The organism is Rhizobium sp. IY2 (genome assembly GCF_047532935.1).
GTDB classification, from domain to species: domain Bacteria; phylum Pseudomonadota; class Alphaproteobacteria; order Rhizobiales; family Rhizobiaceae; genus Rhizobium; species Rhizobium anhuiense.
On sequence record NZ_JBLKNU010000003.1, the window covers coordinates 234,111 to 257,922 of the forward strand.

23 protein-coding genes and 1 tRNA gene are annotated in these 23,812 nt (G+C 61.4%); 17 read left to right on the top strand and 7 right to left on the bottom strand.

What is annotated here, in order from left to right:
- Positions 1–72: 72 nt before the first annotated feature.
- The 6 genes from ACMUVN_RS14775 to ACMUVN_RS14800 all read left to right on the top strand — a co-directional run bounded on the left by ACMUVN_RS14775 (position 73) and on the right by ACMUVN_RS14800 (position 4,516).
- On the top strand, positions 73–678 hold the full coding sequence (locus ACMUVN_RS14775) for a ubiquinol-cytochrome C chaperone family protein (protein WP_052213390.1): 606 nt from the start codon (positions 73–75) through the stop codon (positions 676–678).
- A gap of 11 nt (positions 679–689) precedes the next feature.
- On the top strand, positions 690–1,244 hold the full coding sequence (locus tag ACMUVN_RS14780; protein ID WP_047616418.1) for a YceD family protein: 555 nt from the start codon (positions 690–692) through the stop codon (positions 1,242–1,244).
- A 99-nt stretch (positions 1,245–1,343) separates the two neighbouring features.
- Positions 1,344–2,390, top strand: a complete 1,047-nt coding sequence (gene plsX, locus ACMUVN_RS14785; RefSeq protein ID WP_047616628.1) for a phosphate acyltransferase PlsX — start codon at positions 1,344–1,346, stop codon at positions 2,388–2,390.
- A gap of 20 nt (positions 2,391–2,410) precedes the next feature.
- Complete coding sequence (locus ACMUVN_RS14790; RefSeq protein WP_047616630.1) at positions 2,411–3,382, top strand: beta-ketoacyl-ACP synthase III; 972 nt, start codon at positions 2,411–2,413, stop codon at positions 3,380–3,382.
- A gap of 106 nt (positions 3,383–3,488) precedes the next feature.
- Positions 3,489–3,827 (top strand): integration host factor subunit alpha, encoded by a 339-nt coding sequence (locus ACMUVN_RS14795; RefSeq protein ID WP_047616420.1) that lies wholly within the window; start codon positions 3,489–3,491, stop codon positions 3,825–3,827.
- Positions 3,828–3,976: 149 nt separating this feature from the next.
- Positions 3,977–4,516, top strand: a complete 540-nt coding sequence (locus ACMUVN_RS14800) for a MerR family transcriptional regulator (protein WP_047616421.1) — start codon at positions 3,977–3,979, stop codon at positions 4,514–4,516.
- 6 nt (positions 4,517–4,522) lie between these two features.
- Here ACMUVN_RS14800 and ACMUVN_RS14805 read toward each other — a convergent pair whose 3' ends face one another.
- Positions 4,523–4,870 (bottom strand): response regulator, encoded by a 348-nt coding sequence (locus ACMUVN_RS14805; RefSeq protein WP_018447482.1) that lies wholly within the window; start codon positions 4,868–4,870, stop codon positions 4,523–4,525.
- A 383-nt stretch (positions 4,871–5,253) separates the two neighbouring features.
- Here ACMUVN_RS14805 and ACMUVN_RS14810 point away from each other — a divergent pair, with 383 nt between their 5' ends.
- A complete protein-coding gene (locus ACMUVN_RS14810) occupies positions 5,254–6,900 on the top strand; it encodes an ATP-binding protein (RefSeq protein WP_047616423.1) in 1,647 nt (548 codons plus the stop codon).
- Between the two features lie 149 nt (positions 6,901–7,049).
- Here the strand turns inward: ACMUVN_RS14810 and ACMUVN_RS14815 are convergent, their stop codons facing one another.
- Positions 7,050–7,364 carry a DUF1236 domain-containing protein gene (locus ACMUVN_RS14815; RefSeq protein WP_063474280.1) on the bottom strand — a complete coding sequence of 105 codons (315 nt, stop codon included), beginning with the start codon at positions 7,362–7,364 and terminating at the stop codon, positions 7,050–7,052.
- Positions 7,365–7,690: 326 nt separating this feature from the next.
- On the opposite strand from ACMUVN_RS14815, the gene bcsN reads away from it, so the two are divergent.
- The 7 genes from bcsN to ACMUVN_RS14850 all read left to right on the top strand — a co-directional run bounded on the left by bcsN (position 7,691) and on the right by ACMUVN_RS14850 (position 17,729).
- Positions 7,691–8,671: a cellulose biosynthesis protein BcsN gene (gene bcsN, locus ACMUVN_RS14820; RefSeq protein ID WP_063474334.1), complete on the top strand. Its 981-nt coding sequence runs from the start codon at positions 7,691–7,693 to the stop codon at positions 8,669–8,671.
- A gap of 57 nt (positions 8,672–8,728) precedes the next feature.
- A complete protein-coding gene (gene bcsA / locus ACMUVN_RS14825) occupies positions 8,729–10,921 on the top strand; it encodes a UDP-forming cellulose synthase catalytic subunit (protein WP_414815268.1) in 2,193 nt (730 codons plus the stop codon).
- Positions 10,918–13,380: a cellulose biosynthesis cyclic di-GMP-binding regulatory protein BcsB gene (locus ACMUVN_RS14830; protein WP_063474281.1), complete on the top strand. Its 2,463-nt coding sequence runs from the start codon at positions 10,918–10,920 to the stop codon at positions 13,378–13,380. Before bcsA ends, ACMUVN_RS14830 begins: the two co-directional genes overlap by 4 nt.
- On the top strand, positions 13,377–14,423 hold the full coding sequence (locus tag ACMUVN_RS14835) for a glycosyl hydrolase family 8 (protein WP_063474282.1): 1,047 nt from the start codon (positions 13,377–13,379) through the stop codon (positions 14,421–14,423). The genes ACMUVN_RS14830 and ACMUVN_RS14835 overlap by 4 nt, the downstream gene beginning before the upstream one ends.
- Positions 14,420–16,795, top strand: coding sequence for a cellulose synthase (locus ACMUVN_RS14840; RefSeq protein WP_414815215.1), 2,376 nt, complete (start codon positions 14,420–14,422; stop codon positions 16,793–16,795). Before ACMUVN_RS14835 ends, ACMUVN_RS14840 begins: the two co-directional genes overlap by 4 nt.
- Before the next feature lie 90 nt (positions 16,796–16,885).
- The gene (locus tag ACMUVN_RS14845; protein ID WP_414815216.1) at positions 16,886–17,554 is read left to right on the top strand and encodes an HAD family hydrolase; all 669 of its coding nucleotides are present in this window, start codon (positions 16,886–16,888) and stop codon (positions 17,552–17,554) included.
- Positions 17,555–17,652: 98 nt separating this feature from the next.
- Positions 17,653–17,729, top strand: a tRNA-Pro gene (locus ACMUVN_RS14850).
- Between the two features lie 196 nt (positions 17,730–17,925).
- Here ACMUVN_RS14850 and ACMUVN_RS14855 read toward each other — a convergent pair.
- The gene (locus tag ACMUVN_RS14855; protein WP_063474285.1) at positions 17,926–18,558 is read right to left on the bottom strand and encodes a class I SAM-dependent methyltransferase; all 633 of its coding nucleotides are present in this window, start codon (positions 18,556–18,558) and stop codon (positions 17,926–17,928) included.
- A 499-nt stretch (positions 18,559–19,057) separates the two neighbouring features.
- Between ACMUVN_RS14855 and ACMUVN_RS14860 the strand changes: the two genes are divergently transcribed.
- A complete protein-coding gene (locus ACMUVN_RS14860; protein ID WP_047616437.1) occupies positions 19,058–19,273 on the top strand; it encodes a hypothetical protein in 216 nt (71 codons plus the stop codon).
- Positions 19,274–19,279: 6 nt separating this feature from the next.
- On the opposite strand, the gene ACMUVN_RS14865 is transcribed toward ACMUVN_RS14860, so the two are convergent.
- On the bottom strand, positions 19,280–19,513 hold the full coding sequence (locus ACMUVN_RS14865; protein ID WP_047616438.1) for a DUF982 domain-containing protein: 234 nt from the start codon (positions 19,511–19,513) through the stop codon (positions 19,280–19,282).
- Positions 19,514–19,707: 194 nt separating this feature from the next.
- Between ACMUVN_RS14865 and ACMUVN_RS14870 the strand changes: the two genes are divergently transcribed.
- Complete coding sequence (locus ACMUVN_RS14870; protein ID WP_012756917.1) at positions 19,708–19,920, top strand: hypothetical protein; 213 nt, start codon at positions 19,708–19,710, stop codon at positions 19,918–19,920.
- Between the two features lie 3 nt (positions 19,921–19,923).
- Here ACMUVN_RS14870 and ACMUVN_RS14875 read toward each other — a convergent pair whose 3' ends face one another.
- From ACMUVN_RS14875 to ACMUVN_RS14885, 3 genes are all read right to left on the bottom strand, one after another.
- The gene (locus tag ACMUVN_RS14875; protein ID WP_047616637.1) at positions 19,924–20,073 is read right to left on the bottom strand and encodes a hypothetical protein; all 150 of its coding nucleotides are present in this window, start codon (positions 20,071–20,073) and stop codon (positions 19,924–19,926) included.
- Positions 20,074–20,133: 60 nt separating this feature from the next.
- A complete protein-coding gene (locus tag ACMUVN_RS14880) occupies positions 20,134–20,427 on the bottom strand; it encodes a helix-turn-helix domain-containing protein (protein WP_047616439.1) in 294 nt (97 codons plus the stop codon).
- A gap of 82 nt (positions 20,428–20,509) precedes the next feature.
- Positions 20,510–21,691 carry an ROK family transcriptional regulator gene (locus tag ACMUVN_RS14885; protein ID WP_414815217.1) on the bottom strand — a complete coding sequence of 394 codons (1,182 nt, stop codon included), beginning with the start codon at positions 21,689–21,691 and terminating at the stop codon, positions 20,510–20,512.
- A gap of 362 nt (positions 21,692–22,053) precedes the next feature.
- Here ACMUVN_RS14885 and ACMUVN_RS14890 point away from each other — a divergent pair, with 362 nt between their 5' ends.
- Entirely contained in the window at positions 22,054–23,811 is a 1,758-nt protein-coding gene (locus ACMUVN_RS14890) for a glycogen debranching protein (protein ID WP_414815218.1), read from the top strand.
- Position 23,812: the final 1 nt, after the last annotated feature.

A 23,812-nucleotide genomic window follows, 5' to 3' on the forward strand; every position in this document is an offset into this window, starting at 1 on the left:
GGCATTGTCCCGAAACTGGCCACGATCAGCATTGCAATTCGCGCCTGCTTCGGTAAACCAGCTTTCGAAATCATGCAACAAGGCCAGACGCCAGCCGGCATGAAGAATGAGGCATTTCCGGAAAAAACAATGATCTTCGGGCTCTTCCGTAAGAAAAACAACAATCAGGCGATCGTCGACAGGCAATATGCGGCCTTGGCGGCGGCCGCGCGCATGCCGGAACTCTACGAGCAGCTCAATGTGCCCGATACGGTCATGGGCCGTTTCGAGATGCTGTCGATCACCATGATTCTGTTTTTTCGCCGCACGCGCGCTTCCGCCACCAGCGGTCAGGAGATCGCCCAGGAGATCGTCGACGCCTTCTTCCAGGATATCGACTATTCGATCCGCGAGCTCGGCATCGGCGACAACAGCGTGCCGAAGCGCATGAAGAAGCTTGCCGGCATGTTTTACGGCCGGCTCGAAGCCTATTCGAAGGCGATGGACACCGGCGATGCCGAAGCCCTGGCTCTTGCTCTTCAACGCAATATCTACCCCGAAACCGAAGCGCCGGCCGATATGTCCGGCCTCGCCGGATGGATGATCACCGCGGAAGCGCATCTGTCCGCTCTAGCCGAAGAGGTGATCGCCACCGGCTCGGCAACGCTTCCGCCGGTCGCCAGCCCACCGGTTGCCTGAAGGAGGAAACGATGAAGAATGATCGGGACGATGTTCCCTTCTCCTATCATGTCAAGGTCGGCCATATTTCGGCCAACCCCGTCGAGGTCCATGTCGAGGCCGACGCCAGCGAACTCACGGCGCTTGCCAAGACCTGGAACGTCGTTTCCGTCGACGATCTCAGCGCCGATCTGCAGATTGCCCGCTGGAAGCGCGACGGCGTGCGCATCAAGGGCCGCGTGCAGGCGAAGATCGTCCAGTCCTGCGTCGTGACGCTGGAACCGGTCGAATCCGCCATCGATGAGAGCTTCGAGCAGATCTTCGTGCCGGAGGGCTCCAAGCTTGCGCGCCAGCCCGGCAGTGACGCCGGCGAGATGCTGCTCGATCCCGACGGTCCCGATCTGCCCGAAACCTTTGTCGGCGATACGATCGATGCCGGCGAGGTGGTTGCAGAATTCGCCGCTTTGGCGATTGATCCCTATCCGCGCAAGGAGGGTATCGAATTCTCAGGTCATATCGAGGATAGCGGCGAGGACGATAAAAAACCCTCCGCTTTCGCGGTCCTCAAGGACTGGAAAAAGGACTGAAGCGTCTCTGGCATTTGACACAATTCAGTTGTAAGCGACGCCAAAACCGGTATTTTGGCCGAAATTTCGCCCCTCGGCGAAAAGAAGGATCAGGGACGCGTGATCAGAATATCTCTCGACCTCATGGGTGGCGACTTTGGTCCCCAGGTTGTCATCCCCGGCGCCGCCAAGGCGCTGGATCGGCATCCGGATATTTCCTTCGTTTTCTACGGTCTCAAGGAACAGTGCGATCCGGTTCTCGCCAAGTTTCCGAAACTCAAAGAAAAATCGCTCTTTCACGATTGCGAACTTGCCGTTGCTATGGATGAGAAGCCGAGCCAGGCGCTGCGCCGCGGCCGCTATATCTCCACCATGTGGCGTTCGATCGAGGCGGTGAAGACGGGGGAGGCCGATGTCGCGGTCTCAGCCGGCAATACCGGGGCGCTGATGGCGATGGCGAAGTTCTGTCTGCGCACCATGGCCAATATCGAGCGCCCGGCGATCGCTGCGATCTGGCCGACGCTGAAGGGTGAGAGCATCGTCCTGGACGTCGGTGCGACGATCGGCGCCGATGCGCAGCAGCTGATGGATTTCGCCCTGATGGGTGGCGCCATGGCGCGCGCGCTGTTCGAAGTCGAACGCCCGACGATCGGCCTTCTGAACGTCGGTGTCGAGGAGATGAAGGGCCAGGAGGAGGTCAAGGAAGCCGGCCGGCTGTTGCGCGAGGCCAATATCGATTCGCTCGAATATTCCGGCTTTGTCGAGGGCAACGACCTTGGCAAGGGCACGGTCGACGTGGTCGTCACCGAAGGATTCTCCGGCAACATCGCACTCAAGACCGCCGAGGGCACCGCCAAGCAGATCGGCGAATATCTGCGTGCCGCCATGTCGCGCACGCTGCTCGCCCGCATCGGCTACCTCTTTGCCAAAAGCGCCTTCGACATGCTTCGTGAGAAGCTCGATCCGAGCAAGGTCAATGGCGGCGTGTTTCTCGGCCTGAACGGTATCGTCATCAAGAGCCATGGCGGAGCGAATGCCGAAGGCATCGCAGCCGCCATCGAAGTCGGCTACGACATGGCCAAGAACGGCCTCAATCAGAAAATAGAAAACGATCTTAAGAAATATCATGCCAAACGGCTGCCCCCAATGGGCCCGGAAGCGGCATGAGCGATAGGGTTCAGTCAAATATGATCCGTTCAGTGGTACGCGGGTTCGGAGCCGCACTTCCGAAGCGCGTGATGACCAATGGTGACATGGAGGCGATCGTCGACACATCCGACGAATGGATCGTCCAGCGCACCGGCATCCGCCAGCGTTATATCGCCGGTGATGACGAAACGACGGCGTCGCTCGGCGAGGCCGCCGCGCGTGCAGCCCTTGCCAATGGCGGTCTGACGCCCGCCGACATCGATCTCATCATCTGCGCCACCTCGACGCCGGACAACACCTTTCCGGCAACGTCGGTCAACATCCAGAACCGTCTCGGCATGAGCCACGGCTTTGCCTTCGACGTCCAGGCTGTCTGCACCGGTTTCGTCTATGCGGTCACCACAGCAGATGCCTATATCCGCGGCGGGCTTGCCAAGCGCGTTCTCGTCATCGGCGCCGAAACTTTTTCGCGCATTCTCGACTGGAACGACCGCACCACCTGCGTGCTTTTCGGCGATGGCGCCGGCGCGATCATACTCGAAGCGACCGAAGGCGAGGGCACCGTTGCCGACCGCGGCGTGCTGACCGCGCATCTGCGTTCCGACGGCTCGCATAAGGAAAAGCTGTATGTCGATGGCGGACCGTCGACGACCGGCACTGTCGGCAAGCTGCGCATGGAAGGCCGTGAGGTCTTCAAATATGCCGTCGGCATGATCACCGATGTCATTCAGGCGGCTTTCGATTCGACCGGCACCACTGCCGATGATCTCGACTGGCTGGTGCCGCACCAGGCCAATCGACGCATCATCGATGGTTCGGCGAAGAAGCTGAACATCGACGCGGCGAAAGTCGTCGTAACCGTCGACCTGCACGGCAACACGTCGGCCGCCTCGATCCCGCTCGCACTGGCGACCGCTGCCGGCGACGGCCGCATCAAGAAGGGCGACCTGGTGATGCTCGAAGCGATGGGCGGCGGCTTTACCTGGGGCGCCGTTCTGCTGCGCTGGTAGGCAGGAATCCTAAAAAACTGGCGGCGAACAAGAGCTTGACCGTAAGGCGCAAGACAAATACTCTTCGTGCGATTTCACAAAATAGTTTGTAGTGGGCGGGGAAACCATGACCGGAAAAACAGTGACGCGAGCAGACCTGGCGGAATCCGTTTTCCGAAAGGTCGGGCTTTCCCGGACCGAATCTGCCGAACTCGTCGAAACCGTCATCGACGAGATCTGCAATGCCATCGTGCGCGGTGAAACCGTCAAGCTTTCCTCCTTTGCCACTTTCCAGGTGCGCGACAAGAACGAGCGGATCGGCCGCAACCCGAAGACCGGCGAGGAGGTTCCGATTTCCCCGCGCCGGGTCATGACCTTCAAGGCGTCGAACGTGTTGAAGACGCGCATCCTCAAGGCGCATGTCGCTCGCAAGATCAAGCTGAAGCCGCAGAATCCGGCTCCCTGATCATCGGCTCCCGTTTCTAAGCAGCGTTTTTTTGCTTTCGCACTGTCCAACGTTGTGCGCAACGTCGAGACATGACTTGAATTGTCGACGCCAAACCGTTGAAATATGATGAGTCGCCGTTGGATCGAGCCGCGAGGTCGCGTAGCAGTATGACGTTGGACAAGAGCCCCGATGCCTTTCGCACCATCAGCGAAGTCGCAGACGATCTTGATCTGCCGCAGCATGTGCTGCGCTTCTGGGAAACGCGTTTTCCCCAGATAAAGCCGATGAAGCGCGGCGGCGGCCGTCGTTATTACCGGCCGGAAGACGTGGATCTCCTCAAGGGCATCCGGCATCTGCTCTATGATCACGGCTATACGATCAAGGGTGTGCAGAAGCTTCTGAAGACCAACGGCAACAAGTTCGTCATATCGGTCGGCCACGGCGATCTCGCCAGCGTCGAGGCGCTTGCTTCGGGCGTGCAGGATGCCGGTGCAGGCGAACCGCGCGTCGGCATGGCCGACGAAGATCAGATCGTCGGCCGCGCCAAGCCGCCGATCACCCGCCGATTCTTCAATTTCGTCGCTGGAGACGACGAGCAGGAAGTTTCGATCGGCAAGTCGAGCGTCGGCAAGGAAGACAGGGCGCTACTGCAGGAGGCGCTCTACGATCTCCTGGAATGCAAGCGCCTGCTCGACCAGGTGCGCTGAACCGCTTCAGGCTTCGGTCAGTCGCTTCATCGCCTGTTCGAGTTCGCTAAGCTGGAAGGGTTTTTGCAGCACGGGCAATGTGCTGGGGCTGCTGCCATCAGGCGCGGTGCCGTATCCCGTCGCGTAGAGATAGGGTTTGCCGCGTTCGTCGAGCAGCTTTGCGACCGGCAGTGAACTCTGCCCGGCCAGCGAGACGTCGAGTATGGCAGCGTCGAACTCCGTATCCCTGGCGGTTGCCAGCGCCCGCTCCAGATCGGGCGCGCTGGCGCAGACCCGGTAACCCAGATCGGCGAGCATGTCCTCGAGCAGCATGGCAATCAGCGCGTCGTCTTCGACGATGAATATGTCTTTCATGATCCGGTTCACCCATTGCCCCTTGCTAGAGCGCCGTGCGTCCTTTCGGATGCACAAAGGACGCTCCGACACTTTAAACCCACGCATCGTGCTTTCCAAAAATCGATTCTGATTTTCGGAAAGCACGATGCGTAGGCATGATGGTTTATGTGGACCGCTTGCACGGCTCGTCAAGACGTCGTGCCCGGCAGTGTGAGAAACAGCATATTGCCGGTTGAAATTCGATGTGCAAAAGCTGGGATGCCGGCCGCGCAACGGCCACTTGCTGCATAATTCCTGAAATCCGAATCGATTTCGGGATAAAATTATGCAGAAATCCAAAGTGTTACAGCGTCTTTTGCGCGTCTGAAAAGACATGGCGGTGCTGTAAGAAGGGGTGTCGGATGGATTTGCTGAGTGCCACGGATTGGCTGCGTCACAGGCCGGGTTTTACCTATCCGCTTGCCGTTGCCTTCGTTGGCCTGACGTTTCTTTTGAGGCTTGCCGCCAGCGACTATCTCTCCGGCTTTCCCTTCCTGAGCTTCCTTCCGGCGATATTGCTCGCAAGTTTCATCGGCGGCGCCGGGCCGGGCCTTGTCGCGGCCATGCTTGCCGCTTTCATCGTCCAGCAATTTTTCGTCGAGCCGCACAATATCTTCTGGCCGGTCAGCGCCGGCCAATGGGTCGGTCTTTCCACTTATCTCATCAATGCCGCGATCATCGTCGGCCTGATGGAGATGATCATTATCGCCCATGAGCGGCAGAGCCGCCTTCGCAACGAGCTCAACAGCTTCAACACGCGCCTCGAAGAGACGGTGGTCCAGCGCACGGCCGAGCTCCGGCACGAGATGGAAGAGAATGCTGCCGCTCAGGCGCAGGTCCGCCAGTTGCAGAAGATGGAGACGATCGGACAGCTGACCGGCGGCGTCGCTCACGATTTCAACAACATGCTGGCGATCATCATCGGTAACCTCGATCTCGCCCAGCGGCGCCTGACCGGCAACGAGGATCCCCGGCTGCTGAATTCCATCCAGAACGCCAAAGACGGCGCGCAGAGGGCGGCCGTTCTGACCGCGCGCCTTCTCGCCTTCTCGCGCCAGCAGCCGCTCGCGCCTGAAGTGATCGACCTCAACAAGCTGGTCGGCGGCATGTCCGAGCTGCTACGGCGCACGCTCGGCGAGCAGATCCGGATCGAGACCGTGCTCGCCGGTGGCCTCTGGCCAAGCTTTGCCGATCTGAGCCAGCTCGAGAACGCTATTCTGAACCTGGCCGTCAACGCCCGTGATGCCATGCCGGGCGGCGGAAATCTGACGATCGAGACCGCCAATACCGAACTCGACGAGCGCTATTCTCGCATGCATTCGGAGGTGGAGGCCGGCCAGTATGTGATGATCAGCATCACCGATACCGGCACCGGCATGTCGCCGGAGGTGATCGAGCGCGCCTTCGACCCGTTCTACACGACCAAGGGACCCGGCAAGGGCACCGGTCTCGGCCTTAGCCAGGTTTACGGCTACATCAAGCAGAGCGGCGGCCACATCAAGATCTATTCGGAAATCGACAGGGGCACGACGGTGAAGATCTATCTTCCGCGTCATGTCGGCGCAACGGACGCCCGCTTGAGCGCCGCCGGCGCTCAGCCGCTTCCTCAGGGCAGCGTCAACGATACGATCCTGGTGGTGGAGGATGATGAGAACGTCCGCACCATGACCGCAGAAAGCCTGCATGAACTCGGTTACACCGTATTGCAGGCGGCAAGCGGTATGGAGGCGCTTTTGCTTCTGGAGGAGAATGCGGCAGTCGACCTGATCTTCACCGATATCGTCATGCCGCAGATGAGCGGACGCCAGCTTGCCGATGTCGTCCAGGAAAAATGGCCGGCGATCCGGATCCTCTACACGACGGGCTACACCCGCAATGCCATCGTCCACAATGGTGTGCTCGATCACGGCGTTTCCCTGCTCGCCAAGCCCTTCAGCCTGGAGCAGCTCGCCCACAAGATTCGTGAACTTCTGAATGTGCCGGTGAGGATGGAAGATGAGCGGACGTGAAGCCGCTAGATCATAATGCCGAAAAGTGTGTGCGGTTTTCGCACGACATCATGTTCTACTCCTTAATTTAGAACAGGATTTAGATTTTAGGCTGGCCGGGCCTAAAATCATCCTGTTCTAGACGGCCGCACGTCCACGGTTAGATCAGATTATTCCAGGACCTGGATTATGCGGTGCGTCTTCGGCTCGACGATCACGCGCCGCTCGTTGACGACGGTGTAGCCGTAGCCGTCGACGTTGGGCACGGTATGCACTTCGACGGTATCGGGCAGTGTCGCGCCGACTGCGATATCGCCTTCATAGACGACGGACGGCGCGGTTTGCTCCATCACATAGGTGCGCACTTCGCCGGGCAATACCACGGAGCCGGTCGGTGCGGGATCGGTGACGATGACGGTGCTCTGCGCGAAGGCGGCGGAGCTGATGGTCAGCATGGCGGCCGCAGCCAGCATGATCTTGCGCATGGGATATTCTCCTTTTCCTACCCAGACATCAACGCAACGCCGGCCATGCGGCATAGTTCCCCACTGACTTTTGCCGGACGGAGACACGCGCAATGAGAGCGGTTGAGGTGTTGCGAAACTGGTTTGTGCATCATACGGTTGAGCTGTCCGAATAACGTCCAGTGTGATTCCCTCCGGTGATATCAGCGGCTCGTTCTTTTTTACTCTTCATTAACCATGCTGGCGGTTTATGTCGGATGAACGGCCGGGTGGTCGTTGATTCGAAGGTCCGTCGCGTTTCGGTTCGCGAATGGATATCTGAAAAGACGATTGCGGCGGCTCGAAACATGCGTTTGCGGAAGACGATATCGCTGATGGCCGTGGCAGGCGTGATGGCCGGCTGCACGTCGACCGGCGGTGTGCATCAGCCTTCCGGGCCGGAAACCGTGGCGCCTGAAAAGGCGCTGGTCCTGCCGCCGCCGGGCGGCCCGTCGATCGTCAGCGTCGTCGAGCGCAAGCGCGGCAACGGCGTCGAGCAGACGATCTCGCTGTTTACCTCATCCGCCGTGCCCGGTCAGAATTTCCTCAAGGTCCAGTTCCTCGGCGCTTCCGGCGCCAATCCCGGCACCGGCAATGCCGGCTTCAGCATGATCAACGAGAGCGGCATTACCCGCGAGGTGGCCCGCTCGGCCCCCGGTGTGCCGATGGCGACCTCGGCGACCTTCCTGCAAAACGCTTATGGGCCCTTCGGCTATGCCGCCGGCCGCAGCCGCGCAGGCGACACCTGCATCTATGCCTGGCAACAGATCCGGTCGAGTGCCGCCGCCAATACCCAGGCGCGCAATTTCGGCATGATCCAGCTGCGTCTGCGTCTCTGCGATGCGAGTGCTACCGAGCGTCAGCTGCTCGGCATTGTCTACGGCTACACCGTATCAGGCACGTTCGACGGCGAGATCTGGAATCCTTACGGCAATCCGCCGCCCGCCGATGGTGCGCTCGGGCGCAGCGGCGCGCCGATCTATCCCGACGAGGGCGGTTATCGCGCCAGTCCGATGCCGATCGGCTATGAGCCGGCGCCCGCGATTGTCAGCGGGCCGCGGGCAACGCCTCTTCGCAAGACCCCGACCTCGCAACCGGCTCAAGGCGCAGCACCTATGCCCGCGCCCATTGGCCCGCGCGTGCCGCTGCCGGGCGAGGCGCCACAGACGAGCGCAAAGCCGGATGCCGCGCCTGCGCCGAACCAACAATCGGCAAGGGCGATCGGCGTCACCGTGCCTTCGCCGGACTGTATAGGCGACGCGGCCATGACGGCCGCCTGCCGGAAATAGTGAGCATGCCAGGGGCGCCGGAAGGCGCCCTGGTTGAGCAACTTCGAAGGAACGACGATGCGCAAAGCCCGCAGTGTCATCATATGGGCCGTGGTTTCGCTCTGCCTGATCGTGCTGATCACGCTGCCGGTCAACCTGCAGACCCAGCTCATCACCAGCATCACCGTGGTAACCGTCATGGCGGTGATCAAGGTCTTGAAGGGCGAGGGGACGTGGCGCCTCGTGGCGCTTGCCTTCGGCACTTCGATCGTGCTGCGTTATGTCTATTGGCGCACCACCAATACGCTGCCGCCTATGAACCAGCCTGAGAATTTCATTCCCGGCCTGCTGCTCTATCTCGCCGAAATGTATAGCGTCGCGATGCTGGCGCTCAGCCTTTTCATCGTCGCCACACCGCTGCCGCCGCGCCCCTCGCGTGCCGCCAATCCCGGGCGTCTGCCGCATGTCGATGTCTTCGTACCGTCCTATAACGAGGATGCCGGGCTTCTTGGAAACACGCTCGCCGCCGCCAAGGCCATGGATTATCCGGCCGAGAAGCTGCATGTCTGGCTGCTCGACGACGGCGGCACCTTGCAGAAGCGCAATTCCGGCAAGCTGCTCGAAGCCCAGGCGGCTGCCGCCCGCCATATCGAGCTGAAGCAACTCTGTCAGGATCTCGACGTCAGCTACCTCACGCGCGACCGCAACGAGCACGCCAAGGCCGGCAATCTCAACAACGGCATGAAACATTCGACCGGCGAACTCATCGCCGTCTTCGATGCCGACCACGCGCCGGCTCGCGATTTCCTGCTCGAGACCGTCGGTTATTTCGAAGACGATCCGAAGCTCTTCCTCGTCCAGACCCCGCACTTCTTCATCAATCCCGATCCGCTGGAGCGCAATCTGCGCACCTTCGACAAGATGCCGAGCGAGAACGAGATGTTCTACGGCATCATCCAGCGCGGCCTCGATAAATGGAACGCCGCCTTCTTCTGCGGCTCGGCGGCGGTTCTGAGCCGCAAGGCGCTCGAATCCCAGAACGGCTTTTCCGGCATCAGCATCACCGAGGATTGCGAGACGGCGCTGGCGCTTCATGGCAGCGGCTGGAACAGCATCTATGTCGACAAGCCGCTGATCGCCGGCCTGCAGCCGGCCACCTTCGCAAGCTTCATCGGTCAGCGCAGCCGCTGGGCGCAGGGCATGATGCAGATCCTGCGCTTTCGCTTCCCGCTTCTGAAGCGCGGCCTGACGATCCCGCAGCGCTTCTGCTACATGTCGTCTACGCTTTTCTGGCTCTTCCCGTTCCCGCGGACGATCTTCCTGTTTGCGCCGCTCTTCTACCTGTTCTTCGATCTGGAGATCTTCACCGCCTCCGGCGGCGAGTTCCTTGCCTATACGCTGGCCTACATGCTCGTGAACCTGATGATGCAGAACTACCTCTACGGGTCGTTCCGCTGGCCCTGGATTTCCGAGCTGTACGAATATGTCCAGACCGTACATCTGCTGCCGGCCGTGGTCTCCGTCATGCTCAATCCGAGGAAGCCGACCTTCAAGGTCACCGCCAAGGATGAATCGATCGCCGTCAGCCGTCTGTCGGAGATCAGCCGTCCGTTCTTCGTCATCTTTGCGGTACAGATCGTCGCGCTCATCATCACCATCTACAGGATCTATGCCGAGCCTTATAAGGCCGACGTCACGCTCGTCGTCGGCGGCTGGAACCTCATCAACCTGATCATGGCCGGTTGCGCGCTGGGTGTCGTGTCGGAACGCGGCGAGCGCGCCTTGTCCCGCCGCGTCCGGGTCAACCGGCGCTGCGAATTCGGCGCCAACGGCAAGTGGTACGCGGCTTCGATCGAGGACGTTTCCGTCCACGGTGCGAGGCTTCACATCTTCAACAAGCAACTCGACGAGATGCTGGTCGGCGCACTCGGCGAAATCCGCTTCCGGCCCTATAGCGGCGCCGATCTGGAAACCCTGCCGCTCATCGTCCGCAACATCGAGCTGTCGGGCGACATCAGCAATGTCGGCTGCCAGTACGTGCCGAAAAGCGCGCTCGACCATCGCCTGATCGCCGACCTGATGTTTGCCAATTCCGGTCAGTGGACCGAGTTTCAGGCCTCGCGCCGCCGCAATCCCGGCCTGATCCGCGGCACCATCTGGTTCCTCGGCCTGTCGTTCTACCAGACGAGCCGGGGCCTCATTTACTTCTTCCGCAGCATGCGGCCGGAGCGGGAAGCCCAGCAGCGGGCGGCAAAGGTCAATGCCGGATGAGAAGGATCGTCGCCGCCTCGCTTCTCCTGCTGAGTGCCTCCGCCTTTGCCCAGGCGCAGACGGCGCCCTTCGACATGTCCGGCGAGCGGCCACCCGGGGCATCCGTTACCCCGAGATTGACGCCACCCACGCCGCCGACAGCCCCTGCACCCGCTCCCGGCACGCCTCCGGTTTCCGTAACACCCGCACCTGCAACGCCGGCCGCTCCTGCTCCCGCAGCCGTTCCTCTGACGATTGTCGTCCAGCCGCAACTGGCAGCACCCGCGCTCCAGCCAGCCGCGGCGGCAAATACCGCAGCGCCGCCGCGCTCCGGCGATGTCCGTCGCTATGTCGTGCCCTTTTCGAAACTGGATCTCAGTGGCGAATACGATCGCCGGTCATGGTCGGTCTATCTGACGCCGGAACAGGCGGCGGCCAAGGCAAGCTTTACCTTCGCCTACCAGAATGCGATCGTCGTCGCGCCTGAGGCATCGGCGGTGACCGTCTATCTCAACAACCGCCCGATCGGCCAACAGCGCGTCGGCTCGCCGGATGGACCGTCGGCCGTCACCTTCCAGGTTCCGCCCGGTTTGCTGCAGCCCGGCGCCAATCTCGTCACCTTCGAGGCCGCCCAGCGCCACCGCACCGATTGCAGCATCCAGTCCACTTATGAGCTGTGGTCGAACATCGATCCGGCCGGAACCTATCTGAGCTTTGCCGGCAGGGATGCCGCCCAGCTGTCGAGCGCCGACGCGATCCGCGCCATCGGCGTCAACGGCGCCGGCAAGACCGAGTTCGACATCGTCGTCCCGGCACTGGAGCAGCCGGGAACCACCAAGCCGCTGCTGCGACTGGCGCAGGGCCTGTCGGTGCTGAGCAGCATGCCGAACCAGATCTTTGCCTTCAGCACCGCTTCGCTTCCGGCCGCCGGGCCAGGTAAACTCAGCGTGCTCGTCGGTACCGCGGCGGAGCTGCGGCCGCTCTTTCCCAGCCTGCCGCCCGGCGCCGAAAGTGCGGCATTCGCCGCTTTCGCCACCGATCCGCGCAGCGGTTCGCCGGTGCTTCTGATCAGCGGCCCCTCCTGGCAGGCGGTCTCCTCGGCGATCGATACCATCGTCTCGCCGACGGACAGGTCCTCGGATGTCCGCCGCGACGTGCTGACGACCGAGCGCTGGAGCGCGCCGAACGCGCCGCTGGTCTTTTCCGATACGAACATCGCCTTGTCCCAACTCGGCGTGAAGACCACCGAATTCTCCGGCCGGCGGCTGCGGACCAGTTTCAATGTTGCCGTGCCGGCCGATTTTTATGCCAATGCCTACGGCGAGGCGAAGGTGCTGCTCGACGCCGCCTATACCGATAACGTGCTGCCCGGCAGCCACATCGATATCTACGTCAACGACAACATCGCCTCCACCGTGCCGATTACCACCACCACCGGCGGCATTCTCCGTCATCTGCCGATCCGCGTGACGATGCGGCACTTCAAGCCCGGTCTCAATTCGGTGGCGATCGAGGCGATCCTGATGACCAAGGACGATGCGGCTTGCGCGCCGGGCGCCACGGCCGGTGCGACGCCGCGCTTTGCCCTGTTCGACACATCCGAGCTGCAGATTCCGGATTTTGCCCGCGTCGGTCAGCGTCCGAATCTGGCGGCAATGTCCGGCACCGCCTATCCCTATGGTCGGGCCACCGAGCCGACGCCGCTCTTTATCGACCGCGTCGATGCCGATACGCTTTCGGCCGCCGCCACGCTGCTCGGCCAGATGGCGATCACGGCCGGCCATCCGATTGACGTCGACACCGTCGCCTCGCCGAATATGATCGGCGATCGCGACGCCATCTTCATCGGCTCCGTCTCGCAGATGCCGGCCACCGCGTTGTCGCAGGCCAATATTTCGACGGAGAGCCAGGCCTCGTGGCGTCCGGTGGCCGATACGCAGGCGAGCGTCGTCGATACCGGTACGGCCTTTGAGGAATGGAATTCCAAGGTCAGCGGCGGTGTCTTGCACAACCGGATCACGGCTTTCCGCGAATGGGTGTCGCGCAATTTCGATATCTCCCGCAGTTCGCTGCAATTCGTGCCCGGCGCCGAGGAGATTTTCACGCCGTCCAACGTCGACACGCTCCTGGTGGCCCAGGGCTCCAGTCCCGCGGGGGCGGGCGCGTGGACCGTGGTGACGGCGCCGTCGGCGAAGGATTTGCGCGAAGGGCTGGAGGTTCTGACCGCGCAGCTGAACTGGCCGCAGATATCAGGCCACATCACCACCTACTCGAGCAAGACAGGCAAGATCGAGACCGTGCCCGTCACCCGTTTCGATTTCGTGCCGTCCACCCCCTGGTCGATCTCCAATTACCGCTTGATCGCCGCCAACTGGCTGTCGACGAATATCCTCTCCTATGCCTTCCTGCTGGTCGTCTTCGTGCTGCTGATCGGGGTCACCACCTCAAGCATGCTCGGAAGGCTGGGTCGGTCGAAATGAGACGGTTACGCGCGCTCCTGCTTGCGGCATCGGTCGCGCTCGCTCCGGCTGGAGCGCCCGCCGTTGCGCAGCAGGCGATGATCAATGCCGGCGCATGGTCGGCATACAAGGCGAAGTTTCTCGATGCGAGCGGCCGTATCGTAGACAACGGCAACGGCAATATCAGCCACAGCGAAGGGCAGGGCTATGGCATGCTGCTCGCCTATCTCGCCGCTAGCCCCGCCGATTTCGAGCAGATCTGGTATTTTACCCGCACCGAACTGCTGCTGCGCGACGATGGCCTGGCCGTCTGGAAATGGGATCCGAACGTCAAGCCGCACGTCACCGACACCAACAACGCCTCGGATGGCGACATGCTGATCGCCTATGCGCTGGCGCTGGCCGGCACGGCGTGGAAACGCGAGGACTATATCCTTGCCGCCTCCCGCATGGCGCAGGCGCTGCTTGCCGAAACCGTCGTGCGCTCGGCTGGCCGGACGCTCCTGTTGCCGGGAAGCGAGGGTTTTACCGGCAGCGACCGTGACGACGGTCCCGTCGTCAACCCGTCCTACTGGATTTACGAGGCTATTCCGGTGATGGCGGCGCTCGCTCCGTCGGATGCCTGGAAACAACTGTCGGAAGATGGCGTGGCGCTGCTGAAGACGATGCAGTTCGGCCCGCGCAAGCTTCCCGCCGAATGGGTGAGCCTGCGCGGTCAGCCGCAGCCGGCCCAGGGTTTCGACGCGGAATTTGCCTATAACGCCATTCGCATTCCGCTTTATCTCGTTCGCGGCGGCGTCACCGACAAGGCGCTGCTGACCCACCTGCGCGAAGGGATGTCGAAAGACGGTGTTCCCGCCACCTTCGATCTGACCACCGGCCGGCCGAAGGCCGTGTTGCCGGATCCGGGTTATAGAATTGTTAACGATGTTGTGGCCTGTGTAATCGATGGGACCAAGCTGCCGGGCTCGGCCCTGCAATTTGCGCCCGCACTCTATTATCCGTCTACGCTCCAGTTGCTGGGGCTGGCCTATATCGGGGAGAAGCATCCGGAGTGTCTGTGAAGTCTTCCCTCGTGGCGGTTTCAGCGGCAGTCGTGGTGGCGACCCTCGTCACCGGGTTGAAGGATCGTGCCGCTCTGCAGGAACGGTTCGGCCTTGGGCCTGCCGGCAAGCCGGTGCCGGAGCTGATGATGATGGGCCGCATCAAGCCGGCCGATGCTCCCGGCGGCAATTCCGAATTCAACGCGCAGCTCGTCGCCGACAAGATCGAGGCAATCACTTCCTCGCCGCCGCCGGCACCGGATACATCCGCGCCGGATGCCGCAGCACAGCAGCCCGAAGTCCCTCCACCTGTGGCATCACAACCTGCGGCACCGCAGACGGCCGCCCCGCCGGCGCCGGTCACGCCCCCCATCGTTTCCGAGCCGCCCACGCCGCAACAGGCTGCGGCGCCGCCGCCGCCCGCCGTCGATGAAAGTGCGCTTCGTTATTTCGCCAGCCGCGGCGACAAGCTGCGCCTGCAGGCCGAAATCTCCCGCCTTCAGGCGCTCTACCCCAACTGGGTTCCGCCGGCCGATCCGCTCGCCGTGCCGCAGAATGGCGACAAACAGCTCGAGGCCATGTGGCAACTCTATTCCGATGGCCGCTATGCGGAGCTGCGCAAGGCGATCGCCGACCGCCAGGCAGCCGATGCCGGATGGCAGCCGCCGGCCGATCTGCTCGACCGGCTTGATGTCGCCGAGGCCCGCGCCCGCCTCATCAATGCGTCCGACCTCAAGCAATTTGCGACGGTGGTCGATACCGCTGCCGCAACGCCGAGCCTGCTCACCTGCAGCGAGATCGATATTCTCTGGCGCGTGGCCGAAGCCTTCATCCGGACCGAGAGGACGCAGCGCGGCCAGGACGCCTACACCTATATCCTGAAGAACTGCCCCAATCCGGCCGAGCGGCAGGCGACGGTCGAAAAAGCCTCGACGCTGCTTGCCTACCAGCCGATGCAGGCGCTGCTCGCGCTGGAGAGGCCTGCCAGTGAGGGCAGCAGCGAATTCGATGCGATCCGCGACAACCTCGCCCGGCGCTTCATGGCCGAAGGCAATGACGATCCGAATCTCGCCATCGCGCCCGATTATGTCGCCCGTCTCGAAAAGCTCGCCGCGACCGAGGGTCTTGCCTCGGATGCGCTGCTGCTCGGCTGGTATCAGCTTCGCCGCAACAACGATGCCGATGCCGAGAAGTGGTTCCGCGCCGCCCGCGCCAAGCAAGATTCGGCGGCCGCTTCGCAGGGGCTGGCGCTGGCGCTGATTGCCCGCAAGGCGCCGCAGGAAGCCGAAGAGGTGATGTTCCGCTGGCGCGCCGATTCCGAGGATGCAACATCAACCTATCTCGCCGCCACCGCCAATCTGATGGCGCTGCAGCCGCCGGCCGATCTGGCCGAGGATGTGCTGCATCGCGTCGCCGCCGAAGTCATCGCCCGCAAATACGCGCCGACGGCGCAGCAGTTCGGCTGGTATGCCCGTTCACTCAATCAGTTCCAGACCGCCGCACGCTGGTTCGAGACGGCTCTTGCCTGGAAACCTGATGACGAACCGTCCGCCTATGGCCTTGTCATCACCCGCGAGCAGTTGAGCGACCGCAAGGGCGTGCTCGACCTCCAGCGCGCCTGGGCCGGCCGGTCGACCCGGATCACCAAACTCGAAGATACCTCCTCGCTGACGCCGAATGCGGTCGCGACAGAGAAGGGGACGCTCGCTCCGCAGCAGCCGGTTCAGCCGACGCAGTCGCCGCGTCCGACCGCCGCTCAACCGCTCCCAGCCGAGCAGGGACCTGCACAGCAGCCGGAGCCGGAAGTCGCCGTTGGCGCGGCAAGGCCTTCGCTGCAGACGGTGACCGTCCAGCGCGGTCCGCGCCAGACACGCGGCTGCTCGACGACCATCGATGCAGGGCAGCTCAGCCCGGCCGACGCCCTGTCGCGCGGCTGGTGCCTGATGGATATCAACCGGCCGATGGAGGCGATCTCGGCCTTCGAGGCGGCATTGCAGAGCCCGGCCCGCAAGGTCCGTGAAGACGCGGCCTACGGCCAGAGTCTTGCCTATCTGCGCGCCGGCCTTTCCGGCAATGCTGCCGTCGCGGCCACCAAGGCGCCACAGAACCGACAGCGCGCCGCCGAGCTTCAGGTGGCGATCCTCGCCGACCGGGCGCTTTCGGCCTTCGATGCCGGCCGTTATCGCGAAACCCTGATCTATCTCGATCAGCGTGCCCAGCTGCAGCAGGAACGTATCGACCTGATGGTTCTGCGCGGCTACTGCTACCTCAATCTCAAAATGTACGGCGATGCGACCCGTATCTTCGAAGCCGCTGCCGCGACCGGCAGCCGTGATGCCGCCCGCGGCCTTGCCGACGTCCGCAACGTCACCCATCCGGACGTCAACGACTGACGTTGACGCCGCCGCCGCTCTCCGCTACTCGCCTGCGCAGGGGCCGCCGCGGCCTCATGCTTCCCGGCCTCATGCTTCAAGGAAAAGCCCGTGCCCGCTCGCCATGACGTCCTCGACAGGTCCTATGATGCCTTCCTCTTCGATATGGACGGAACCCTCCTGAATTCCATCGCCGTCGTCGAACGCGTCTGGAGCGACTGGGCAAGGCGCCACGGCTTCGAACCGGAGGTTTTCCTGAAGACCATCCACGGCATCCGTGCCTCCGACGTCATCCGCGGGCTCGGCCTGCCCGGCGTCGATCCGGCCCACGAGTCGGATCTGCTGCTCGCCGAGGAGATGGAGGATGTCTCCGGCATCGTCGAAATCCCGGGAGCCATCCGCTTCCTCTCCGCCATTGCCGATGGCAAATGGGCAATCGTCACCTCGGCGCCGATTGAGCTCGCCAGGCGCCGCATGGCTACCGCCGGCATCCCGATGCCGAAGGTCATCGTCAGCGGCCAGGAGGTCAAATCAGGCAAGCCCAGCCCCGAAGGTTATCTGCTCGGCGCAAGCCGCCTCGGCGTCGATCCCGCGAAATGCCTGGTCTTCGAAGATGCCGTCGCCGGCATCCTCGCCGGTGAAGCCGCCGGCGCCGACGTCACCGTCATCACCGAAACCCACGCCACCCCATTCGAAACACCGCATTTTTCGATCGCCAACTACCAGGCATGGCAGCCCATTCAAACCGCTGAAGGCCGATTGGCACTCGCCTCGATCTGAGCATTCGCACAAACCGCTTCCTTTTTGTGGGAGGCAAGGTTTTTCCGCTTGCATTGCACGCGCTGAAAAACTAAACGAAGCAAGCCGTTTCGGCAGGTCGGGGCGTAGCGCAGCCCGGTAGCGCACTTGACTGGGGGTCAAGGGGTCGCTGGTTCGAGTCCAGTCGCCCCGACCATTTATCCCCTTGAAATCCCAGTCAGAATGTCACTTTCTTCGTCCCGCCGGCGGCGGAAAACGGAACGAGACATGGCCAGTAGTGCTGAAACGGGAACCGAAAACCCCGGAAAAGTCCCGAACGAAAACGTCATTTGTTGATGTTGCAGACGAGTTGCTGCGCCGCCATTGAAAACACGGCGGGCGTTCCGCCGTCTTCAGTGTGGTTTCTGAGCGATCGCGATCATCGACTTCGCCAGCAGCGGAATCCTCCCGACATATTCGAAGTCGACGTCTTCGAAGCCTGTTTCGACGAGCAGCGTGCTGAGCGTTTCGGGAGACCAGAATTTGATATGGCCATGGTCCTTGAGCGGCATGAAATGGTCATCCATCTTTCCGCTTACGGCCAACGCCAAATTTTTCCAGTAACCGTGAAAAGGCGTCGACACGACCGCGATGCCGCCGGGCTTGACCAGATCGTAAATGGTGGCCGAGAAAGATTTGGGATCATAAACATGCTCCACCACTTCAAGGCTTATCACCGCATCGAAGGTCCCGTACCGGCTGGAGAGATCTTCGTAACCAGAGCCGATCTCCAGCGGAAGATCGGGATGAGCCGTTCTCGCTTTCGCAATGCCGTCCTCGGACGGATCGACACCGACGACGTCGTAACCTTTTTTTGCCAGCACGGCGGCAGCACCGCCGGTGCCGCAACCGAGGTCGAAGACCGCAGTCTCGTTTGCCTCCTGAAAATTATTCTGGAGAACATCGACAACGGCCGGCAAGATATAGGAATGGGCGGTCGCCGGCTTGGCGTGGACATAGGTAGTCGCGTCCAGTTCGATAGACATATTACCTCCTGATAAGTGAGCCGCCGCAATGGTACGGCGGACTTTGACGGCAGTGTGGTGTCGTTGTGGTATTAAGGTGATAAACGCCGAAGGCGTTCGCGGCTGCCAAGGGATCTCCAGCGGTCCCGGCGCTCGTCTCGGGGAAATCCGCGAAGCTGATTGACAGGGTGCCAGGAAGATGCTGAAAACGGGCCGCAATTGAGATTGCCGCATTCTCGCGGACCAAAGGGCCGCTGTATCGGCTCCAGCTGTTTCGACCATTTAAAATAAATAACGCGCCGGAATACCCTTTGGGAGTGTGTCGCAAATAGTTCCTGTAGTTCTTTTTGGTACTCCCTCAGTTGGGAGAGGTGATGATTGTTGCATTTTGTTAAGGCTATACAGAGCTTTGAAGTTAAGAGCCCAATTTTGATTTGAAAAAGATCTGAACCCTCTTCGCTTTCTGGCGAATATGTGTAGATTAACATTATCCCTGTCAGAAATAGCCTAGTGCGAGCGCATGGCGGATATGAAGCAGAATCTCACTTGCAGGCAGGCCCTCGCAGCCGCTTTCCAAGCTCTGTCGGAAGAGGCCGTCAAAGCCGGCTGGTCGGAGGGCGATGTCGCCCTCGCGCTCGCTGAACTCGCCGAGGAGCAGGTGATCGAGGTGACCGCCAAGGTCATCACGGAAGGCTCCATCCATCCCCAGTTCGCCGCCAGCGGCCGTAGCAGCTAGAGCAATTCACACCAGCAATCCTGCCGCTTTGGCTGCCGTGACGAAGGAAGCCTGCGCTGCGCGCGGGCTGCGCAGTCCGTCGAGCGCATCCAGGCAATGCTGGCGCGCAACGCGATAATCGCGCCCGCGCTTGCTCGGCCACCGTTTCAGATATTCGACGGCCTCCCAGACGGTGGAAACGATCAGGCTGCTATTTGGAGAAAGGACCCGGACGGGGGAGGGAAAGCGTATTTCGCTCACGTCTGCACTCACTGATTCCTGCTACAAGCGCCACCAAACGCGCGGGACAAAATTTTGTTCCATAATTTTATTCCCCGGGAATTTGCGCAGTTGCTAAAGTTCGGACCGTCGCGCATAATGATTTTATGACGGTTGCGGAGGGCGGCCGGCGATGCAAGCGTGAATGCGTTTGCCCTCGGAGGATGTGCGGCGTGATGTTACGATCATCAATTCATCCGCATGATTTACCGCTATTTTCGGAAGATCTCGATTTGCTGTCGCAAGTGCTAGAAAAGGTCTGCGACGAACGCGGCCTGGCCAGGACGACACCGGAGGCCGAGCGGATCGGTGCGGTCATCATTCAGCTCTACAGGCAGGGCGTGAAGGACGGCGGCAAACTCGCCGATCTTGCAAAAACCTATCTCTGACGATCAGTTCTGCTCGATCGACACACCGTTCTTGCCGATGCTCATCTCGATCCCCTGCGGCTTGCTTTCCTCGTGGAAGATGTAGGCGCCGAGACCGACGACGGCGACGACGAGAACGCCGATGATGACGTAGAGACCATTGCTTCGGTTCAAGAGACTGCCCCTGGATGTGTTCATGGGACAGCGAAACGCTGAGCGCACCGATTGGTTCCGTCAGTCGTCGTTGGCGGCGTTGAGGTTTTCCGGCCGGATGCCGTCATCGCTGGAGCTGCGTGCGCGCAACCGGATGCCGGGGCCGCCTTCATCTTGATTGCCGCTGGAAAGGAAGATGATGCCGTGCGCTTCGAGCGTACTGCGCACATCGAACAGCGCGTGCGGCTCGCCCGCAAATTCACCGTTTTCGAGCGCCGTCACGGTCTCCACGGGCAGGCCGCTGGCGGCGGCGAGCTCTTCGATACTCATTCCGATCATGGCGCGCGCGCCGCGTATCTGCGTTGCCGTTATCATGGTGGAAAATCTAGCGCATTTGCAGCGCTTCTCAAGTGGCCCGGCGATTGATTGGCGAACGAAGCAATGCTGCATGCATTCTTCAAACGTCCCTCAGTTTTACGCCAAACAGATCATCATGCATGCGCTGGACCGCGATCCCCACGCCGCCCATAAGGGCGGCCCGGTTTCCGAAGCGGCTGATCTCGATGCGCGGCGGATAAGGGGTACAACGCGGCAGGAAACGCCGGATGGCGTCCACGAGTTCCGGTCTCGAGCCGATGCTGCCACCGGTGATCACCAGTTCAGGATCAAGAGTTGCTCCGATTGCCGCAATGGCGACCGCCACCAGCCTGGCCGTCTCTTCGATTGCGGCCACGGCGCTTGTATCTCCTGCATCAAACGCGGCGAAGAGATCGGCCACGGTGGATGCGTCACGCCCGCCGAAACCGGTGTAGCGGCGCAGCATCGCCACGCTGCCGACCGCGCTCTCAAAGGTTCCAAGCGTAAAGCCGCCGGGATCGAACGCATCCCCGCCGATCGGGAGATAGGCGATTTCGCCGGCCGCGCCACGCGCGCCGCGCAACAGAGTTCCGTTGGCGATGATGCCCATGCCGACGCCTGTTCCAAGGGCAACGAAAGCAAAATTGCCGGTTTCGACACCGTGTCCCTGCCACCGCTCCCCTTGCGCCGCAAGGTTCACATCGTTTTCCACGATCACGGTGATACCCATTCTGTCGCTGAAGACTTGCTGCAGATTTATGGCGTCGATGCCGGGGATATTTGGCGCGACGTTGATGTGTCCGGTGACCGGATCGAGCACGCCGGGTGTGCCCAGGACGGCAAGACGGAGCTTGTCGGCGGTGGTCCCGGCCGCAAGCGCGAGTTCAGCGAGAAGATCGCTGAATTGATTGACGAGATGCATGCCGCCGCGCGGGTCGGTGGCCACTTTGGTTTCGGCAACCACGTTTCCCAACAGATCGCAGATGGCTGCGGCAATCTTGGTGCCTCCGAGATCGATAGAGACAGCCAGTCCGGCCCTCGCATTGATTTCATAGATGATGGCATTCCGGCCTGGACGACCGTCGGTCTGCCCGACAGGTTTCAGCCATCCGTCATCCTCGAGGTCGCGCACGACCTCGGAAATCGTCTGCTTTGACAGACCGGTCAGCTTGGCGATATCGGCGCGGGAGATCGGCCCGTTTGCCAAAATGGTTCGGATCACCGCATTGGTTGAAATTTTTCGTGCGATGGGTGTCTGTACGACGGAAGATGTCATTGCCATCCAGCCAGATCGATCCAATTAGTTCGGAGCGCATACTTAATTGGGGCGATATTAGATCATAATTATCAAGAAGAAGAGAAATTCGGAGGCTTAGCCCCGCCGTCCTCTCGGATTTGAGTATAGCAAGATCGGCAATTTGTCTATGTCCTTGACAAATAGGGATCGGCCTGTAGGCTGAGATCAACGCGCAATCCAATGCGCGTGATATAAAGAGGGTCGAGGAGCAGTATGCGCCACACGTCTCGTCCGGGTAGACATGCGCTCGCCAAGGTCGTCCGAAGAGGATCTGGCCTAGGCTTATTCGGCTCTATTTCTTTTTCTCGTCCTGCTGTCTGCTGAACTTGGCGTGCGGGGATCTGCCCATGATAAAGCCTTCGACTGATGGACAGCTTTTCGCCGAAGAGCCCGTTTTACTGCCTGTCATGGCGCCGCGCCTTCAGGCCGATGTTCATCCGGGTGGATATGCTGATCTTGCCCTGTGGGGAGCCGGCAGCCTGGGGCGTGTGAGATTTTCTCCACTCACCGGCCCTTATGCCTATGCCCCGAACCGAGTCGTGTCGAAACAGGGCGGCGTGTTTGTCGCGCAGTCGCGACCGGTGATGCTGATCCGCCAAGCAAGCCTTCGGGGCGTGTACCCTGCGCGTCGTTGCGCTTGGTGGCACGAGCCGGATGGCAAGGGTGCCAGGGTGAGGGTCACCCGCAACCACCATCGGCAGACTTTCGAAATGGCCTGGGGTGTCCTCATTGTCGAAACGTCGGGTTCGGATTTGCGGATCGCCATCGGCGCCTCAGGAGACGAAGCTGAGAAAGCGTTGAGCCTCACCAGCGAAGCCATCATCGGGGAAGCCGCTGAATATGCGGCGCGTTGCGACAGGATGCCCGAGGCCGATCCGTTGATGCGCAGCATGGTCAGCCAGGGGATACACGCCGCTCTTTCCAGCATCAGGCACGACGAAAACGGGGCCTTCGCTGGCCTTGCCGCCGGGCAGGCCTATAGTGCTCCGGCGCGAACCTATTACCGCGACGGCTACTGGACGATGCAGCCTCTTTTGATGCTGGCACCGGAGGCGGTGCGCGACGAGATCCGAATTCTCGCCAAGGGAGTGCAGCCGGATGGAGAGGCCCCGAGCGGCGTGATCTTGACGGGGCCGGCGCAATCACAGGCCTGGCAGCACTTCGTCGCCGACAGCAAGGCCAATCCCAAAAACCACAAAAGAGCCGTTCCGGAATACCACAACCGTCCGCAGGACTGGTGGAGCGATCACTTCGACAGCCCGCTTTTTTTCATTCTGTTTCTAAGCGATTATTTCAGCGTGACGCAAGACCTGGCAGAGGTGCAACTGCACTGGCCGATCGTCAGAGCAATCACCGATCGCTATCTCGGCCTGGCCGGGGCTGACAGCGTTCTGCCGCTGAAACCGCGCAACGACCGGGACTGGGCCGACAACGTCTATCGTGAGGGTCTCGTCTCCTATGACCTCGGTCTTTTCGTCGGTGCCATGGACGCGGTGGCAAGGCTTGGCGAGGGCCACGATCCGACGCTTGCCGCACGCGCGCTCAAGACCGCAAATCTGGCCCGTGAAGAAATCGAGGCCGGGCTCTTCGTGCCGGCAACGGCGGGATATATCGATTATGGAACGCCTGGCGCTTTCATCGAGGATCATCTGGCTCTCGACAGCCTGACCTTGTCGCGATTCAGCGCAATTTCGAAGCATAGGGCCGTCGGCCTGTTGAAAGCTTTTGAAAACAGACTGGAAACGCGCAACAATCAACAACAGCCCTATGGCAGCTGGGGTGTCATGTGCGCCTATCCGCCATTCAAGCGGCAAGGCGATCTGCGATCCAAGACCGCTTTTCCCTACCGCTACCACAATGGCTCGGACTGGCCGTATTGGGATGGCGCCTATGCCGAAGAACGCCTTCGCCACGGACTTGGGGGTGCACGCTACGCACTGACACGCTGGTGGGAAACCTGCCTCGACAATGGCTGGATCGGTGCGGTGGAATATTTCTCGCCGCCTTATGGGCGCGGTTCCCTGCTTCAGGGCTGGAGTGCCATGCCGGCGGCGGTCGTCTTGAAATATGGGCTGGACGCTGCAAATGCGGAGCCAAGGTCATGAA

Bases quoted from the DNA above. Each gene is read 5' to 3' on its own strand.
- ACMUVN_RS14775 (WP_052213390.1), top strand. From the start codon at position 73: ATGCAACAAGGCCAGACGCCAGCCGGCATGAAGAATGAGGCATTTCCG.
- ACMUVN_RS14780 (WP_047616418.1), top strand. From the start codon at position 690: ATGAAGAATGATCGGGACGATGTTCCCTTCTCCTATCATGTCAAGGTC.
- ACMUVN_RS14790 (WP_047616630.1), top strand. From the start codon at position 2,411: ATGATCCGTTCAGTGGTACGCGGGTTCGGAGCCGCACTTCCGAAGCGC.
- ACMUVN_RS14795 (WP_047616420.1), top strand. From the start codon at position 3,489: ATGACCGGAAAAACAGTGACGCGAGCAGACCTGGCGGAATCCGTTTTC.
- ACMUVN_RS14800 (WP_047616421.1), top strand. From the start codon at position 3,977: ATGACGTTGGACAAGAGCCCCGATGCCTTTCGCACCATCAGCGAAGTC.
- ACMUVN_RS14805 (WP_018447482.1), bottom strand. From the start codon at position 4,870: ATGAAAGACATATTCATCGTCGAAGACGACGCGCTGATTGCCATGCTG.
- ACMUVN_RS14810 (WP_047616423.1), top strand. From the start codon at position 5,254: ATGGATTTGCTGAGTGCCACGGATTGGCTGCGTCACAGGCCGGGTTTT.
- ACMUVN_RS14815 (WP_063474280.1), bottom strand. From the start codon at position 7,364: ATGCGCAAGATCATGCTGGCTGCGGCCGCCATGCTGACCATCAGCTCC.
- bcsN (WP_063474334.1), top strand. From the start codon at position 7,691: ATGCGTTTGCGGAAGACGATATCGCTGATGGCCGTGGCAGGCGTGATG.
- bcsA (WP_414815268.1), top strand. From the start codon at position 8,729: ATGCGCAAAGCCCGCAGTGTCATCATATGGGCCGTGGTTTCGCTCTGC.
- ACMUVN_RS14830 (WP_063474281.1), top strand. From the start codon at position 10,918: ATGAGAAGGATCGTCGCCGCCTCGCTTCTCCTGCTGAGTGCCTCCGCC.
- ACMUVN_RS14835 (WP_063474282.1), top strand. From the start codon at position 13,377: ATGAGACGGTTACGCGCGCTCCTGCTTGCGGCATCGGTCGCGCTCGCT.
- ACMUVN_RS14855 (WP_063474285.1), bottom strand. From the start codon at position 18,558: ATGTCTATCGAACTGGACGCGACTACCTATGTCCACGCCAAGCCGGCG.
- ACMUVN_RS14860 (WP_047616437.1), top strand. From the start codon at position 19,058: ATGGCGGATATGAAGCAGAATCTCACTTGCAGGCAGGCCCTCGCAGCC.
- ACMUVN_RS14870 (WP_012756917.1), top strand. From the start codon at position 19,708: ATGTTACGATCATCAATTCATCCGCATGATTTACCGCTATTTTCGGAA.
- ACMUVN_RS14880 (WP_047616439.1), bottom strand. From the start codon at position 20,427: ATGATAACGGCAACGCAGATACGCGGCGCGCGCGCCATGATCGGAATG.
- ACMUVN_RS14885 (WP_414815217.1), bottom strand. From the start codon at position 21,691: ATGGCAATGACATCTTCCGTCGTACAGACACCCATCGCACGAAAAATT.
- ACMUVN_RS14890 (WP_414815218.1), top strand. From the start codon at position 22,054: ATGATAAAGCCTTCGACTGATGGACAGCTTTTCGCCGAAGAGCCCGTT.